Origin of the sequence: Exiguobacterium sp. s133 (assembly GCF_018618595.1) — a bacterium.
Lineage (GTDB): Bacteria > Bacillota > Bacilli > Exiguobacteriales > Exiguobacteriaceae > Exiguobacterium_A > Exiguobacterium_A oxidotolerans.
Genome location: NZ_JACSMK010000008.1, coordinates 106630 through 124086, shown reverse-complemented (window position 1 = coordinate 124086; position 17457 = coordinate 106630). Strand labels below are relative to the sequence as shown.

General features: G+C 48.3%; 17 protein-coding genes. 12 read left to right on the top strand and 5 right to left on the bottom strand.

The annotated features are described in order from the left end of the window. The first annotated feature begins 49 nt into the window (after nt 1–49). From tnpA to KNP96_RS11805, 3 genes are all read left to right on the top strand, one after another. Entirely contained in the window at nt 50–448 is a 399-nt protein-coding gene (gene tnpA / locus KNP96_RS11815; RefSeq protein ID WP_088836118.1) for an IS200/IS605 family transposase, read from the top strand. Between the two features lie 5 nt (nt 449–453). Continuing rightward, nucleotides 454–1545 carry an IS200/IS605 family element RNA-guided endonuclease TnpB gene (gene tnpB, locus KNP96_RS11810; RefSeq protein ID WP_088836117.1) on the top strand — a complete coding sequence of 364 codons (1092 nt, stop codon included), beginning with the start codon at nt 454–456 and terminating at the stop codon, nt 1543–1545. 128 nt (nt 1546–1673) lie between these two features. After that, the gene (locus KNP96_RS11805) at nt 1674–1898 is read left to right on the top strand and encodes a hypothetical protein (RefSeq protein ID WP_088836116.1); all 225 of its coding nucleotides are present in this window, start codon (nt 1674–1676) and stop codon (nt 1896–1898) included. 87 nt (nt 1899–1985) lie between these two features. Here the strand turns inward: KNP96_RS11805 and KNP96_RS11800 are convergent, their stop codons facing one another. From KNP96_RS11800 to KNP96_RS11780, 5 genes are all read right to left on the bottom strand, one after another. Then, nucleotides 1986–3029: a zinc-binding dehydrogenase gene (locus KNP96_RS11800; RefSeq protein WP_088836115.1), complete on the bottom strand. Its 1044-nt coding sequence runs from the start codon at nt 3027–3029 to the stop codon at nt 1986–1988. 21 nt (nt 3030–3050) lie between these two features. Next, nucleotides 3051–4370, bottom strand: coding sequence for an APC family permease (locus KNP96_RS11795; RefSeq protein ID WP_214767716.1), 1320 nt, complete (start codon nt 4368–4370; stop codon nt 3051–3053). A gap of 182 nt (nt 4371–4552) precedes the next feature. Next, nucleotides 4553–4972, bottom strand: coding sequence for a hypothetical protein (locus KNP96_RS11790; RefSeq protein WP_088836113.1), 420 nt, complete (start codon nt 4970–4972; stop codon nt 4553–4555). Next, nucleotides 4962–5384, bottom strand: coding sequence for a YwiB family protein (locus KNP96_RS11785; RefSeq protein ID WP_239456799.1), 423 nt, complete (start codon nt 5382–5384; stop codon nt 4962–4964). The genes KNP96_RS11790 and KNP96_RS11785 overlap by 11 nt, the downstream gene beginning before the upstream one ends. 239 nt (nt 5385–5623) lie before the next feature. After that, entirely contained in the window at nt 5624–7324 is a 1701-nt protein-coding gene (locus tag KNP96_RS11780) for a glycoside hydrolase family 13 protein (protein ID WP_214767714.1), read from the bottom strand. A 361-nt stretch (nt 7325–7685) separates the two neighbouring features. On the opposite strand from KNP96_RS11780, the gene KNP96_RS11775 reads away from it, so the two are divergent. From KNP96_RS11775 to KNP96_RS16935, 9 genes are all read left to right on the top strand, one after another. After that, nucleotides 7686–9125 carry an NAD-dependent succinate-semialdehyde dehydrogenase gene (locus tag KNP96_RS11775; protein ID WP_214770639.1) on the top strand — a complete coding sequence of 480 codons (1440 nt, stop codon included), beginning with the start codon at nt 7686–7688 and terminating at the stop codon, nt 9123–9125. After that, on the top strand, nt 9122–10747 hold the full coding sequence (locus tag KNP96_RS11770) for an acetolactate synthase large subunit (RefSeq protein ID WP_214770636.1): 1626 nt from the start codon (nt 9122–9124) through the stop codon (nt 10745–10747). Before KNP96_RS11775 ends, KNP96_RS11770 begins: the two co-directional genes overlap by 4 nt. A 4-nt stretch (nt 10748–10751) precedes the next feature. Further along, nucleotides 10752–11078, top strand: coding sequence for a bacillithiol system redox-active protein YtxJ (ytxJ, locus tag KNP96_RS11765; RefSeq protein ID WP_029332401.1), 327 nt, complete (start codon nt 10752–10754; stop codon nt 11076–11078). A gap of 226 nt (nt 11079–11304) precedes the next feature. Further along, nucleotides 11305–12837: a DHA2 family efflux MFS transporter permease subunit gene (locus KNP96_RS11760; protein WP_088836109.1), complete on the top strand. Its 1533-nt coding sequence runs from the start codon at nt 11305–11307 to the stop codon at nt 12835–12837. 128 nt (nt 12838–12965) lie between these two features. Next, the gene (locus tag KNP96_RS11755; RefSeq protein ID WP_088836108.1) at nt 12966–13262 is read left to right on the top strand and encodes a metal-sensitive transcriptional regulator; all 297 of its coding nucleotides are present in this window, start codon (nt 12966–12968) and stop codon (nt 13260–13262) included. A 12-nt stretch (nt 13263–13274) separates the two neighbouring features. Beyond that, on the top strand, nt 13275–15407 hold the full coding sequence (locus tag KNP96_RS11750; RefSeq protein WP_214770633.1) for a heavy metal translocating P-type ATPase: 2133 nt from the start codon (nt 13275–13277) through the stop codon (nt 15405–15407). Next, nucleotides 15404–15610, top strand: coding sequence for a cation transporter (locus KNP96_RS11745; protein ID WP_214770631.1), 207 nt, complete (start codon nt 15404–15406; stop codon nt 15608–15610). Before KNP96_RS11750 ends, KNP96_RS11745 begins: the two co-directional genes overlap by 4 nt. Nucleotides 15611–15696: 86 nt before the next feature. Next, on the top strand, nt 15697–15921 hold the full coding sequence (locus tag KNP96_RS11740) for a hypothetical protein (protein ID WP_029332396.1): 225 nt from the start codon (nt 15697–15699) through the stop codon (nt 15919–15921). Nucleotides 15922–16130: 209 nt separating this feature from the next. Further along, nucleotides 16131–17438 (top strand): globin-coupled sensor protein, encoded by a 1308-nt coding sequence (locus tag KNP96_RS16935; RefSeq protein ID WP_088836105.1) that lies wholly within the window; start codon nt 16131–16133, stop codon nt 17436–17438. Nucleotides 17439–17457 lie beyond the last annotated feature (19 nt).

The window sequence follows — 17457 nt, the reverse complement described above, 5'->3', positions numbered from 1 at the left end:
CAATCGTTTGATACAATCAGTATAACTAATCAAAAGGACTGATATATCAATGAAAATGGACACAAATAAACATTCAGTCTTTCTTCTGAATTATCATCTTGTCCTCGTCGTGAAATACAGATGCAAAGTGATCGATGACGCCATCTCGGAGTTCGCGAGACAGACGTTCGAACGAATCGGCGCGTCGTATCATATCACGCTGAACGAGTGGAATCATGACGGCGATCATATCCATGTGCTGTTCAAAGCACACCCGAACACGGAGATGTCAAAGTTTCTGAACGCCTACAAGAGCGCAAGCAGCCGACTGATCAAACGAGACTTTCCGCACGTCAAGAAACGATTATGGAAAGACATGTTTTGGTCTCGAAGTTACTGTCTGGTGACGACCGGTGGTGCGACAAGCGACGTCATCAGACATTATATCGAAAAACAAGGAAAGGAGTGATTGCTTTGCTGAAGGCGTACAAGTTTCGACTCTATCCGACGAAACCCCAACAAGAATATTTCGTGAAGACGTTCGGTTGTGTCCGTTTCGTCTACAATAAGATGCTCGAAGAACGTATCCGATTGTTTGAAGATTCGAAGCTCAATCCTGACACGAAGCAGAAGCTCCCAACCCCAGCGAAGTACAAGTCCGAATTCCCTTTCCTCAAAGAAGTCGACAGTCTTTCTCTTGCGAACGCTCAGATGGACTTAAACAAGGCGTATACCAACTTTTTTCGAGATCGGTCTGTCGGGTTTCCGAAATTCAAATCGAAGCACAATGACCGGGCCTCTTACACGACAAACAATCTGAAGGGGAGCATCCGCATCGAAGATCGTAAGGTGAAACTTCCTAAAATCGGTTTTGTGAAGTTGAAACAACATCGTCCGTTTGATGGTGTGATCAAGTCCGCGACGGTCTCGATGACGAAGACCCGGAAATTCTTCATCTCCATCCTTGTCAATCAAGCCGAAGAGCAATGGGTTCTAGCCAAGAATAAAGTAGGAATCGACCTTGGTTTGGAGCACTTCGCCATCATGACAAACGATGAGCGTGTTTCTGAGAAAGTTGACAATCTTCGTTTTCTTCGAAAGTCCGAAGAGAAGATAAAGAAGGCGCAACGCGCCTTGTCCTGCAAGAAAATCGGGAGTCAGAACCGAGAGAAGGCGAGGATGATCCTCGCGAAGAAGCATGAAAAGATTGCAAATCAACGTAAAGATTTTCTTCATAAGCTGTCGAAACGGATCGTTGACGAAAACCAAGTCATCGTCGTTGAGACACTAAAGTCGAAGAACATGATGAAGAACCATAAAATCGCCAAATCGATTGCAGATGTCAGTTGGTATGAGTTCGTCCGACAGTTAGAATACAAATGCAAATTCTATGGACGAACACTTATCAAAGCGGATCAATGGTACGCCTCTACTCAAATCTGTTCTTCTTGTGGAGTAAAAGGCGAGAAGAAAACGATCGATGTACGCGAATGGACGTGTACTTGCGGCGCTCATCATGACAGAGATATTAATGCGAGTATCAACTTGTTGATGTTGGCAGACTGAAAACCCTTCAGGGTGAGAACCACCCGATGAGCTTGGTAAATAACCGTAGCTAGTAAAAGTACGATCTTCCCAAGAAGCTCCCACTTCAATTTGCGAAGCAAATAAGTGGTGAGTAGTTCACATGGGGCTTGATTCAACTTGTTCTCGGTTTCATCGCAGCATTTGCGACAGCCGGCATCCTGAGTATCGTAATCAATATCGCGTTTGCTTTCCTATACAACAAGCTTTACATCAACGATTTAATCGAAAAAGGCTATCGCCCGATTGATCAGTCGTTCCAACAATCGTTATGCCAACGCGGCATCCACGCTAAACTCTTATCCGAAACAGAACGGACAGAAGCTGTATTTTGATCTTTCTTTTTAACACATACAAAAAACCGACAGCTTCTCACTTTCCAAGGAAGGTCAGAATCCGTCGGTTTTTTTGTATAAAGTTAATTATTCGCCCGTTGGCAACAAAACGATTTTCCCAAGCTTCCCCGCTTCCTTGAAATACGTCTGCGCTGCCCCCGCTTCCTCGAGCGGGAACGTCCGGTCGATGACCGGTTCGAGTTTCCCGGCGGCAATCGCTTCAAGCATCCGTCCGTATTCTGCGCGCGTTCCGAGAACAGAACCATACAGCGTCAAGTGCTTCAAGTAAACCGTCCGGAAGTCGAGCTGTGTCTGCTGACCCCCGGCTGAACCGGAGATACAGAACTTCCCGCCATTTTTTAAGACGGCGAGTGAGGTCGCGAATAACGCGTCTCCGACGACATCGAGGACGGCATCAATGGGTCCACCGTTCGCCGCTACAATATCATCTGCCAGCTGCTCTGATTTATACGAGAGGACATGTGTCGCCCCAAACTGTTTTAACTGGTCGCTTAGTGCAAGATCTCCGACAAGGGCGATGACGTTTGCCTGAAAGACACGTGCGGCAATTTGAACGTTCAGTGAACCGACACCACCATTCGCCCCGGTCACGAGTACCGTTTGTCCCGGTTCCAGTTGGAGCTGCTCGACCATGTGCCACGCCGTCAAACCACTGACGGAGAAGACGGCACTTTTCGTGTAGTCGTCAAGCGGCATATCGTAACAGAGTTCAGCCGGCCAGACGACGTAATCCGCGTAACCCCCGTCGTATTCCGAGCCGATAAACGACATATCCTGCGCGATATGCTCCGTTCCGTCCGGTCCGCTTGAGGTAAAGGGAAACAGGACGACGTCCCGCCCGATTTGTGTTTCTTCTACTCCCGTCCCGACTTTCACGATCCGTCCGCTAATATCAGAACCCGGGACGCGTGGAAACTGAACGCCTTCCGGTTTCCAACCCGATTTTGCGTCCGTCCCGTAGGCCCCTTCACGCATCCAAATTTCTGTATTGTTGATCGCACACGCTTTGACTTGTACGAGTACTTCTCCTGGACCTGCTTCCGGAATCGGACGCTCGACGACGGCGAGCTGGTCCACGTCCCCGTATCCTCTGACTTCGACTGCTTTCATGATCATCTCTCCCTTTCAAACTCACTCTGATTTATCGTTTGACGCATCCTCTTCATCGACATGCTTCAAGAACAGCCGTTCACCAAAGAAGACGACGGCGATGACGATCAGTGACACGACGACGACGAGCCAATCACTTGAGGCTTTGACGTAGACGAAGGCACCAAGGACAATCGCGTCAAGGATGATTGCACTGATGACGATGAATGGATTAACGCTCAACTCTTTCCGAAGATGTTTCAGCACACCGACATGAATGATGATATCCATGACGAGATATAAAATCGCGCCCATCGAGGCGATGCGTGTCAAGTCGAACAGCACCGTTAAGACCATCGCAATGACGATCGTATAAACTAACGTATGCTTTTGCACCGACCCCGGCATCCCGAAGTGTCGGTGCGGAATCAACGTCATGTCCGTCAACATCGCGAGCATCCGTGAGACAGCAAAGACACTGGCAATGATTCCGGAAATCGTCGCGAGGAGCGCGATTGACACCGTGAACCAGACACCGGCGTCACCAAGTGCCGGACGTGCCGCTTCCGCCAGAACATAATCCTTCGCATCGATAATTTCTTGGAGCGATAGACTGCTTGACACCGAGAAGGCGAGCAAGAGGTAAACGACCAGACTGATTAAAATCGACACGATGATTGCGATGCCGACGTTGCGTTTCGGATTGACGATTTCAGACCCGCTGTTCGTAATCGTCGTAAACCCTTTAAACGATAAAATCGTTAAGGCGACTGCCGCAATATAGCCGGTGATTGTGACATCGGGTGCACTCCCCGTCGTCTCCGGGACGAATGAAAAGCCACCGATGGATAACGCAATAATCGCAAAGACGACGAGTGCCGCGACCTTCAAGACCGAGGCGACAAGTGAAAAGGATTGAATGAAGGCATTCCCTGCGATATTGACTAAAAAGGCGAAGACCAACAAACCGACACCAAGTAAGGGAACGAGATAGTCGGCTTGATCCCCCGGGAATAATTGCAGTAAGTATGTCCCGAACGTCCGGGCGACCAAGCTTTGATTGATGACCATCGACAAGGCCATCAGTAAGGCGGCACCTGCTGTAATCGTTCCTTTCCCGTACGCTTTGACGAGGAACATTCCGATTCCGCCGGCAGACGGAAAGGCATTGCTCAGTTTGATGTAGGAATAGGCACTGAATGCCGTCACGATTCCACCGATGATGAAGATGAACGGAAACCATGTCCCGGACAGTTCTGCGACTTGCCCAAGCAAGGCAAAGATTCCGGCACTAATCATGACGCCTGTTCCGAGTCCGATGGCTCCTGTTAACTTGATACTGTCTTTCTTGTATTCTGCCATTTTCCCCACTCCTCTCTATTGCAATCATTACCCTGAAAATTCTTAGGTTTAAACAGCGATCGAGAAATAGCGTGTCTGCAAACAATTTTTTGAACACAAATAGAGAGGGGGGCATCAAAACCCACCTCTCTATTTCGTCATCACCTTTAGCGTGGTAAAAAGCAATTCTGTCTAACCCGCCGTCATTCGAGACCTAACGCTTGCGGCAACTTGACTGCTTTTGTATACGCCGTCTGGTAATCTTTTTTCGCGACAGCTTGTTCGACTTGACGGAGCGCCGGGTGGTTTTCTTCTGCGAACGCACCGAGAATTGCGAGGTAGCGCTCGTAGACCGTTTCGTCCTCTTTTCGGGCGTGAAGTAACGCCGTATACAACATGACTGTATCTTCTCCGTACAGAACCGGCAATTCTTCATTGATTAACAACAATGAATCGATTGCGTCCGTCTCGACTTTCGGATTGTATTCCGTCATGACTTGTTCTGCGAGTGTCTCGAGCTGATCGCGCCACGCATTGTATTTATCCTCATCATTTTCCAACCACTCGAACCATTCCTCGTCGAGCATCTGTTCCATCTCTTTTACCGTTTGTTCAAACGCCATCTGTCTCACTCCGTTTCCATGTTAGTTCAATCGTATACGTTCCGACCGCCTGATGATTCATCATCAAGTCGTAGGTGAAGCGCATCTGTTGGTCGCGCATTTCAATCGTGTGGGTCTCCGTCTGCATCAACATCTGACCAAACTGACTTTCATATCCACTCTTTGTTTGTTGTCCTAAAATGAACACGTGGTGCATCGAGACAGGACCTTTACGGTTCAATGCAACTTGGTCATGCGACCATTTGATCGTCGTATCAATCGGTTGCTCGTCTTCTTGTACGAATTTTACCGCAAAACCGTCCTTCGTCTCGAATAGCATACCTTCTGCTTCGAGATCGACGGATTCACGCATCGCGTCATCTTGAATCGTCGTCACTTGCCGCAGCAGGACGGGATAACGTTTTGGTTTCACTTTTTATCACCTCATTGTCTAGCGTACACGATTTTTTCCTCATGCGCACGGTCGCAAACTGACAATCTACACAAAATAGCCTGACTCAAAAAGGATTCACTCTTTTCCAAATGTATCTTAGATATGTCTCAGAGCGTCAGGACCGAGATGAGGAGACATAGAAAATGCCAATGAACCCGTATCATAAACGGGATCATTGGCATTCGCTGCGTACAGGTCGGAACGTTCATCCCCGTTCCTTAACGTACCCGGTACAGACGTGCTTCGAATGGACGAAGCGCCAGTTCTGTTCCTTCGTGATAAGCCGTCACGTAGTTACCGAGAACGAGATTATCCGAATGGAGGATGATGTCCGTGTCGATGTCCGCTGCTTCACCTTTTAAGTTCGTGACGATTAAGAATTGTTCGTCACCGAGTGTCCGGGTGTAGGCGTAGACTTTTTCGTCGTCCGGTAAAATCAAATCATATTCTCCATAAATCAATGTTTCTTCTGCTTTACGAATTTGAATCATCCGTTTGTAGAAGTTAAGAATCGAATCTTCATCTGCTTGTTGCGACGCGACATTGATGTCAGCGTAGTTTGGATTGACACCGAACCATGGTGACTGCGTAGAGAAACCGCCGTTTTGCTCATTCGTCCACTGCATCGGTGTCCGTGAGTTGTCACGCGATGAGTTCCAGATGACTTCCATGATTTCTTCATGTGTCTTCCCGGAGCCCAGTTGCATGTCGTACATGTTTTTCGTCGCGACGTCATCATAATCCGTAATGTCCGGGAATTGAACGTTCGTCATCCCGATTTCCTGCCCTTGGTAGATGAATGGTGTGCCTTGCATGAAGAAGTACATCATCGCAAGCGACTTCGCACTTTCCTTCCAGTACTGCTCTTCATCTCCCCAAAGTGAAACGGAACGGACCTTATCGTGATTTTCAAGATAGAGTGCATTCCAGCCCGTTTCTTCAAGACCTTTTTGCCACTTCGTCAAAACTTGTTTCAGTTTGACGACGTCGACACCTTTTTCTGCATCTGACCGCCATAAGTCCATATGCTCGAACTGAAAGACCATGTTCATTTTTCCGTTCTCTTCGCCGACCCAAAGATCTGCTTCTTCCGGTGTAACACCATTCGCTTCACCGACTGTCATGATGTCGTACTTCGAAAACGTTTCGTCTTTGAGTTCTTCCAAGTACTCGTGGATGCCCTCAACGTTCATGTGCATCTCAAACGATGGCACGTGTGGCATCCCGAGTGGGTTTGGTAAATCGGCAAATGATTGGTCTTTATTGATGTGGCTGATGGCATCGATTCGGAAACCATCAATTCCTTTATCGAGCCACCAGTTAATCATCGTATAGATCGCTTGACGCATGTCTTTGTTTTGCCAATTCAAATCCGGTTGGCGACGCGAAAAGACGTGTAAGAAATATTGTTCTGTCTTTTCATCATATTCCCACGCGGATCCGCCGAAAATGCTTTCCCAGTTGTTCGGCTCCCCACCATTGACGGCATCTTTCCAGATGTACCAGTCGCGTTTCTCATTCTCTTTTGAAGAACGGGATTCTAGGAACCAAGGATGCTCATCTGATGTGTGGTTGACGACAAGATCGAGTAAGACTTTAATATCACGTTTGTGCGCTTCTTCCATTAAGAGGTTGAAGTCTGCCATCGTCCCGAACTCATCCATGATATCTTCGTAATCACTAATGTCATAACCATTGTCGTCATTTGGCGATTTAAACATCGGACAAATCCAAAGAACGTCGACACCTAAATCTTTCAAATAATCAAGTTTTGCGATGATACCCGGAATATCGCCGATTCCATCGTTGTTTGCGTCATAAAAGCTTCGTGGGTAGATTTGGTAAGCGACAGCTTCTTTCCACCAAGCTCGTGTTAAGGTTTTTTGGGCCGTTTCTGGGCGCGGTATCATTTGTGTCATCGTATATAGATCCTCTCATCGGTCTGTCTTAGTCCATTGATTTTTTTCATCATAATTGCTCATTTGTTATAAGGGTAATCGATTCATTTCTTTTAGCGCAATCGATTGCGCAAATACTCTACCTTCATCTTATCAAATACACATGCAATGTCAACGTTCCCGGTCTGTTTCCGGCACTTCAAAGTGATGACGTTTATTAACAATATTTCAGTCATGCATACATTACAGTTACTGAATTATCCTACACTCTTTATCGGTCGATTTCTAGCCTTTTGCATGAAGTTCTGTCGAAAGATGAATCTTTTTTTCCTCGTTCGGGTATATTCTTAACAATGCAAATAAAAAAGGGGGATTTTGTAAGATGGACGGACAATTTTTGATTGATGGAAAGTGGCTTGATCATGATCGTGAACGGACGGACGTCAAAAATCCCGCAACCGGGGAAGTCGTCGGGAGTGTCCCGAACGGAACGAAATCGGATGTCAATGACGCCGTCGAAGCGGCACGCGAGGCGTTTCCGGCTTGGTCGAAACGAAGTGTCTATGAACGGGCTGAACTGCTTGAGAAGCTTTACGAGAAGATGATTGAGAAAAAAGATGAACTCGCCCGCTTGATGACACTTGAAATGGGGAAACCGCTCGCAGAATCTGAAGGTGAGGTCCAGTATGCGGCAAACTTCGTCAAGTGGTTCGCTGAAGAAGGAAAACGTGCTTATGGACGCATCATTCCCTCGCACGATACGAACAAACGGCTTCATGTCATCACACAACCGGTCGGTGTCGTCGCTGCCATCACACCCTGGAATTTCCCTGCTGCGATGATTACACGGAAAATGGCACCGGCACTCGTTGCAGGCTGTACGTTTATCCTGAAGCCACCTACTGCGACACCACTGACTGCCCTGCGCCTGCTTGAACTTTGTCAGGAAGTCGGGATACCGGATGGCGTCGTCAATGCCGTCACAGGAAGCGGTAAAGAGCTTGGGGAATCGCTCGCAACGCATCCGCATATCGACAAAATCACATTTACAGGCTCAACAGAAGTGGGTCGGACATTGATGGCCCAAGGTGCTGAGACGATCAAAGCGATGTCACTCGAACTCGGCGGACACGCTCCGATTCTTGTTTTTGACGACTGTGACCTTGATCTCGCCGTCGCGGAAACGATCAAGTCGAAATTCCGTAATGGTGGACAAACGTGCGTCTGCGGGAACCGGATCTACGTCTCCGATTCAATCTATGATACGTTCGTCGAAAAACTGGGCGAAGCGACAGCGAAGCTCAAGACCGGGAACGGACTCGACGAAACAACGAACATCGGTCCGATGATCAATCAAGCCGGTTATGACAAAGTCAAAAAACACGTCGACAATGCGACGTCAGCCGGTGCCCGTGTCGTCACAGGTGGGACTGGAACGACAGATGAAGAAAAAGATGTCTACTATTATGAAGCAACGGTCCTCGCCGATGTCACACCGCAAATGTTAATCATGAATGAAGAAACATTCGGTCCCGTCGCTCCCGTTCAACGTGTCAGCTCTGACGAAGAGGCCATCCGTTATGCAAACCAAACGCCGTTCGGTCTTGCATCTTACGTCTTTACGAATAACTATGCCCGCGCGATGCGGACGATTGAACAATTGAACTACGGCATCGTCGGTTGGAATGATGGTGTTCCCTCTGCCGCACAAGCACCATTCGGCGGTATGAAGCAGTCAGGAATCGGACGCGAAGGTGGATCGGAAGGTCTCGAAGCGTACCTTGAAACCAAATATGTTTCGATTGGAGGAATGGACGCATGAATGCGGCAGAACGGTTCGTCGCCTGCCTCGAAGCAGAAGGGGTCACGCACATCTTTGGCGTCCCGGGAGAAGAAAACATTACGTTACTCGACGCCATCAGTGAATCGGATATTACGTTCATCACGACACGCCATGAAACAAATGCTGCGTTTATGGCAGCGATGTTCGGTCGCTTAAGCGGTCGTGCCGGTGTTTGCTTATCGACGCTCGGACCAGGTGCGACGAACATGATGACGGGCATCGCAAGTGCAACGATGGACCACTCGCCTGTTGTCGCGATTACAGGACAAGGAGCGACATGGCGCCAGCACAAGGCATCCCATCAAATGTTCGATTTAGTCGAGATGTACCGACCGATCACGAAGTCGAGTACATCGGTCGTCTCAGGAGAAGTCATCCCGGAAATCGTGCGTCAAGCGTTCGCCCAGTCTTGTTGTGATAAGCCGGGTGCGACACATATTTCTTTTCCGGAAGATATCGCAAAGGCAGATGTCGATGCCAAGACACCACTTTTAAGCGACAGTGAACCGGATACGTTACACCCGACATCCGTAAAAGACAGCGCGGTCTTAAAACAAATCGAACAAGCGGAGCGGCCCGTCGTGATTGCCGGCTTTGGAATCAACCGGAGCGAAGCGACCGCTGTGTTCCGGACGTTCGTTGAAAAGCTTGGAGCACCTGTTGTCGAGACGATGATGGGTAAAGGGGTCATCTCCTCGCAACATGCGCTCGCCGCCCATACAATCGGTTTACCGAATACCGACTACAATCAACGGATTCTCGACCAAAGCGATCTCATCATCGCCATCGGTTACGATATTACCGAGTTGCCGCCTTCGAAGTGGAATCCGGACCGGACACCTGTCATCCACATCGACACGAACCGGCATGAGATTGACCAGTATTATCCTGTCGTTGCGAACTTGGTTGGTCCGCTGTCTGATTCGTTACGTCTGTTAGCAGAAGCGATTCCGACGCGGGCCTGGGAAGGTTGGCAGGCGGACCGTGATAAGTTGCGACAAGAAATTCAAGCAACCTATTCGATGGCATTGCCCCTCCACCCTCAAAGTATCGTTCGTGCCCTCGAGACGGCGACGGGTGAAGACGGCATGTTGTTCTCAGACGTCGGGGCCCATAAAGTTTGGCTCGGTCGTCATTTCCAAACGACACGCCCTAATCAATTATTCATCTCGAACGGCTTTTCTTCGATGGGCTATGGTCTGTCGAGCGCGATTGCTGCAAAACTGCTGCACCCGGAGCGTCGGGTACTCTGTGCTTCTGGTGATGGTGCATTCTTAATGAATGGTCAAGACCTCGAGACAGCAGTTCGTTTGAAACTCCCCATCACTGTCGTCATTTGGCGTGATGGCACATACGGCTTGATTGAATGGAAACAACAGCAGGCTTATGGCCGGGCACCGTTTACAGAATTCGATAACCCTGATCTCGTCGAACTCGCGACGGCTTTCGGTGCACTCGGACTTCGTGTCGGAGAACACGGCAGTCTCTCGAACTGTCTCGAACAGGCTCAAAACAGTGACGGACCTGTTTTGATTGACTGTCCGGTCGATTACAGGGAAAATCTAAAGTTAAGCGAACGTCTACGGACGTATGGAGGATGATACTATGCCACAACTTAGAAAACTTCAATCGATTTCTGACTTTGATCAATTCGTTTCCGAACACGACTCGTTCGTGATTTGTAAACACAGTACGACCTGTCCAATCAGTGCCGCCGGTTTTTCTGAATACACGAAATTTGCTGACGCGACGTCAGTACCGACTGCCTACTTGCTCGTCCAAGAAGCACGGACGCTGTCGAATCACATCGCCGAACATTACAATGTTCGTCATGAATCACCACAAGTCATCTTCATCGAAAAAGGACGTGCGACTTGGTCCGCAGCTCATTATGACATTACAAATGATGCCCTAAACACGCATGTCGGCTGAGACCTTTCATCACTACTGACGGTTTACAAAAAACATCCTACTCTTTTTTAGAGTCGGGTGTTTTTTTACTTTCAATAAGCTTCAGAGCCATTCGTTCTTCATTAAAAATAAAATTACCTTTCTTAGTTATTAATGTTTGTATTTATCTTGAAATCAGATTAAGATATACAACAGATATAACGACCGTATAGAAATGTGTACCGTCAGTTCATTAAGGAGGAAAATCATGCAACACAAAAAAACTGCTTCTAATCGTCCCCCCTACGGTATCCTTTCCGTATTGATGATTGGAGCCTTCATCGCTTTTTTAAATAACACGTTACTTAACATCGCCCTTCCTTCGATCATGAAGGATCTCAACATCGAAACATCGACCGTCCAGTGGCTGTCGACTGGTTTCATGCTCGTCAACGGGATTTTAATTCCGACATCTGCTTTTCTGATTCAAAAATTTTCTGTTCGTCGTCTATTCATCCTCGCGATGACATTATTCTCACTCGGTACAATCCTTGCTGGGTTCGCAAGTGAATTCCCCGTCCTGTTGGCAGGACGAATGATTCAGGCTTCTGGTTCAGCAATCATGATGCCGCTCTTGATGAACGTCATGCTCGTCAGTTTCCCGATTGAAAAACGCGGGACGGCGATGGGCTTCTTCGGGCTCATTATGATGGGTGCACCCGCAATCGGACCGACTTTGTCAGGCTGGATCATCGAACACTATGATTGGCGGATGTTATTCCACTTCATCACACCAATCGCTTTAGTCGTTCTCGTTGCCGGAATCGTCTTACTCCGTGACGTCAAAGAACGGTCGGATGCTAAACTCGACTTCATGTCAGTTGTTTTATCCTCATTCGGTTTCGGTGGACTCCTATACGGGTTTAGTTCTGCCGGTTCTAAAGGGTGGGATAGCCCACACGTCACAATCGCGCTGACAATCGGTGTGATTGCGCTCGTTTCTTTCATCCTGCGTCAGTTACGGATGGAGCGTCCGATGTTGAACTTCAAAATTTATCAGTATCCGATGTTCGCTCTCTCATCTGCCATTTCAATCGTCGTCACGGTGGCGATGTTCTCCGGGATGCTGCTCTTACCGATCTACGTCCAAAATATCCGTGGCATTTCTCCACTCGATGCAGGGTTGATGTTACTACCGGGAGCCATCCTCATGGCAGTCATGTCACCGATCAACGGGAAGTTGTTCGATAAGATTGGCGGACGCCCACTCGCAATCACCGGTCTCTTCATCACTGTCGTCACGAGTTATTTCTTCAGTCAACTGAAGATGGACACGACGTATACACACTTAATCATCTTGTATTCACTCCGGATGTTCGGGATGTCGATGGTCATGATGCCCGTCTCGACAAACGGCTTAAACCAGTTACCGACGCGCTACTATCCGCACGGAACGGCAATGAACAATACGTTGCAGCAAGTATCCGGCGCCATCGGAACGGCATTACTCGTTACGATCATGTCGACGCATGCGAAGACACGTGGGACGGAACTTGCCGAAGAGGCCGCTAAAAACATGACAAGTCAACCGACAGCAGAGGCTGCTGCTGCGTTGAAACAACAAATCATGATGCAAGCGACACTGGACGGCATCAATTACGCCTTCCTCATTTCGACGTTCATTGCGGGTGTTGCGTTCATCCTTTCGTTCTTCATAAAACGAGCGACGCAAGCGGAAGATATCATCAGTGGTCGTTCGCGCAACGAACAAATCATCAAACCTCAAGTGTCTAATCAATAAGGTCCGACTGAATACGCCATCCCATTCGGGTGGCGTATTTTTTTAATCCTGCAAATCAATATACTTGTACCCCCTACCCCTATATGATACAGTGTAGACATCAACCAACAACAGAAAGAGGTGTTCCTATGCAACACGATCATCCACTCGTTCCCCGCTCTTCTGAAGAGCAGGACGCATTGACTAAACGTTTGAAGCGTATCGAAGGGCAAGTCCGTGGTATCGCCAACATGGTCGCTGAAGATCGGTATTGTATCGATATTTTGACACAGACGGCATCGATTCAAGCCGCTCTTCGTCAAGTCGAACTGCAAGTCATCGAACGTCATGTCAAGATGTGTATGCATGATGCAGCTACCGGACAGAAAGACACAGATCTTTATGTCGACGAACTGATGTCCGTCATCGCCCGACTCAAAAAGTAAGGAGGTATACGTATGTCAAAAACAATCGAATTGAACATCGAAGGCATGACATGCGCCGCCTGTTCAGCCCGAATCGAAAAAGTCCTGAACCGGATGGACGGTGTCGATGCGACGGTCAACTTACCACTCGAGACGGCGCGGATTGCAGTCCCCGACGAACTCGATGAACAAGCAATCATTGATAAAATCAAGAAGGTCGGTTACGGCGCGACCATTAAGTCGGCCCCTCATGAAACAGTGCAAGATCGGCGGATGCTCTATCGTTTTTTCATCGCCGCCTTGTTGTCGTTACCGCTCTTACTCAGTATGGTGTCGCACATTCCAAATAGTACGGTCCATCTGACGTTCCTGATGAATCCGTGGCTCCAGTTCGCACTGGCTACACCCGTTCAATTCATTATCGGGGCGCCATTCTATGTCGGTGCCTATAAGAGTCTCCGGAGCGGTAGTGCCAACATGGATGTCCTCGTCGCACTTGGGACGTCTGCCGCTTACTTTTATTCGGTCGCAGAAATGCTCATCCATCCGGCAATGCCGAACCTTTATTTTGAAACAAGTGCCATCTTAATCACGCTCGTCCTTCTCGGTAAAGTACTCGAAGATCGGGCAAAACAACAAACAACCGGTGCAATCAAAAGTCTCTTGTCCCTGCAGGCAACGGATGCCGTCGTCCTCGACAATGGCACGGAACGAACTGTCGCGATTGATCAGATTCAACCAGGCATGCAGATCGTCGTCAAACCGGGACAGAAAATTCCGATGGACGGGATGATTTTATCCGGTGATGCCTATCTCGATGAATCGATGCTGACCGGTGAACCGCTTCCTGCGCATAAAGGTGCCGATGATACCGTCATTGGTGGAACCTTGAATACGAATGGGAATTTGTTGATTGAAGCAACGAAAGTCGGTCAGGAGACGATGCTTGCGAACATCATCCGCGTCGTTGAACAAGCGCAGACAGAAAAAGCGCCAATCCAACGACAAGCCGACCGGATTTCAGGCATCTTCGTGCCAATCGTCGTCGCCATCGCCCTCATCACACTTGGTGCCTGGTGGTTGACGACTGGATCATTCGCTGAAGCAATTCGTCCTGCAATCGCTGTTCTCGTCATCGCTTGTCCCTGTGCATTAGGACTCGCGACCCCGACATCGATCATGGTCGGAACGGGTAAAGGTGCTGAGCATGGTGTGCTTTTTAAAGGCGGTGCCCAGCTTGAATCGTTACAACATGTCGATGCCGTCGTTTTCGATAAAACAGGTACACTAACCGTCGGACGCCCTGTCGTCGTCGAGACGTTCGGGAACGAACAAGCACTCGACTTCGCAGCAGCCATCGAAAAAAAATCAGAGCATCCGCTCGCTCATGCCATCACGGAAGAACGTGATGTCGTGTTCGATATCGAACAGTTTCAAGTCGATGCCGGTCGTGGTGTCAGCGGGATGATTCTCGGTCGCAACATCCTGGTTGGTTCTGAACGAATGATGCGGGATCAACAGTTCGATGTCCCGGACTGGTCTTCTGCCGGCGCGACATTCGTCTATGTCGCCGTCGACGGGCACGTTGAAGCCGGTTATGCGATTCGCGATGAACTGAAGCCGACGACGAAACACGTCATCACTCAAATTCAACAGACAAAAGCAGTCTATCTCTTGACGGGTGACCGAAAAGACGTTGCCCTCAATCTAGCGACGGAACTCGGTATTCCAACAGACCATGTGTTTGCAGATGTCTTACCCATCGAAAAAGCCGATCACATCAAAGCCCTTCAAGATGCGGGACACCGCGTCGCCATGGTTGGTGACGGAATTAACGATGCGCCAGCGCTTGCGACGGCTGACGTCGGAATCGCTCTTGGTAGCGGGACGGATGTCGCCTTAGAAGCAGCTGACGTCACACTGCTTGGACACGATTTACAACAAGTCGCGACGGCGATTCGGTTGAGTGAACAGACGATGAAGAACATTCGTCAAAATCTCTTTTTCGCACTCGCCTATAATACGATCGGGATCCCCGTTGCTTTTCTCGGACTGCTCGCTCCGTGGCTCGCCGGAGCAGCGATGGCATTTAGCTCTGTTTCCGTCGTCACGAATGCGTTACGCTTAAAACGTACCCCACTCACTAAAGGAGGAACTCACTCATGAAAGAAACGACTTTAAACGTCATCGGTATGACATGTAACCACTGTAAAGCAAGTGTCGAATCGGCACTGAACGAACTGGACGGCGTCACAACGGCGACTGTTTCGCTCCCTGACAATTCAGTCACTGTCGTCCATGAGGATCTCACACAAGAACGTCTCGTCGAAGCCATCGAAGAAATCGGCTATGACGTCGCGCCCGCTTAATTTTCTCAAGTCAAACTGTTGCTACCGCACAGTTTGGCTTTTTTAATTGCGGAAAAAGGGGAATGGACTAACAAGGAGGGGTTCGTATGGTACCGAAAATCGAATTCGTACAACACTTCGACGACAACAAAGGAAAACGATTTAAAATCGAACTTTGGAATCTCGGAACCTTCACATTTAGTGCCGAATCAGCCAAAGGCCCCGTCACGCGGTTTAGTTCGATTGATATCCAGTTCATTCAATCGTGCGTTAGCCGGATGCGGGCACTTAACGATGCAAAACAAGCCTTCCAAGAAGATCAACCGGTCTAACTTTCTTTCACTTTCTCTTTAAAAATACATGATGTACGATCGAACACGCTTCCGCTCATGATCCAGGATCATGAGCTTTTTTCGTTTAAGGTCAATATTTTTTAACTTCTAGAGAGTTTCCTTCTAAAAAAGATACTGTTTTTTCCTTTAGCAACCGATAAAGAATAAGACTATTACATTCTTAATTTGAAGAAAATCGGAGGCTTACTGTGCGCAACCCATTTAAAACTAAATCATCAAGCTCAACCTATCAGGCAAAAATCGGATTTCCCGATAAAAAATTCATTACAAAAACAAGTGATCCCACTTTAGCAGGACGCCTTGAATATATGGGCTACACTGAAGAACAATTGCAAACGTTAAAAGCGATGGCTCCTGTCGTCAATTCTGTATTAGACGAAGTCCTCGAACAAGTACTTGACCAACTCCTTCTCCACCCGGAAATGGTGCAGATTGCTGAAAATGCTTCGACACGTCAACGCCTGAAAAAAGTATTTGCCGACTATTTCGGTAGCCTCTTGACCGGAAATATGGACGAGAAGTTTCTTGCGATGCGAAAACGCATGGGTAAAACGCATAACCGGAATTTCGTCCCTGTTACGTGGTTCATCGCTTCTTACGCAGCATTCAACACCTTACTGATTCCTAAAGTCGTCGAGCATTTCCAGGAAGATCCGGAGCAACTTGCAACAGCAATCCTCGCGTTGACTCATGCGATGAACTTGGATGCGCAAATCGTTACAAGTCAGTATGTCGACGCACGATTAGAAGAAGTAGGTGCAGCCAATGAAGCACGCACACGACTTCTGCAAGACGTCGTCCGTGTCAGCCAGGAGGTCGCGAGTACGGTCGAACAAACAGAAGGGGCCATTCTCGAAACGAGTCAACGGGCGACACAAATCTTATCCGAGACGGATCAGACCGAGAAAACAAGTCGCAATCTCGTTGGCTTAACATCAGAAAATGAAGCACAGATGGACAAAATGGAACAACAATTCGTCCAATCGACGGGTCAAGTCAATACATCATTAACAAGCATCCAACAGTTAAAAACGACATCTGACGAAATCGTCAAGATGACACAAGGTATCGAAGACATCGCGAACCAAACGAATCTCTTAGCTTTAAACGCCTCAATCGAAGCAGCACGTGCCGGTGAGCATGGGAAAGGATTCTCTGTCGTCGCAATCGAAGTCCGTAACCTCGCTGAAAATGCGAAATTGTTAAGCAGCAGCATTAATACGCTCATCCAAAAAAATAATGTCAACATTACTCAACTCGTCTCACAGATGGAAGACATCACACGTTCGAACTCCGCCTCTCGGACAGAACTGCAACAAGTGAAGAGTGGGATTCACACAGTGAAAAAAGAGATGGAGAATTACTTGGAGATGTTCGGGCGCAATAAGAACGACTTAGGCCAAATCGTTCAGACGATTCAAGGAATCAGTCAAACGACACAAGGTCTCTCGGCTTTGACAACGAACCTCGTCGCAGCATCGGAATCGAACGCGTAAGTTTTTTTGATTTGTTCAG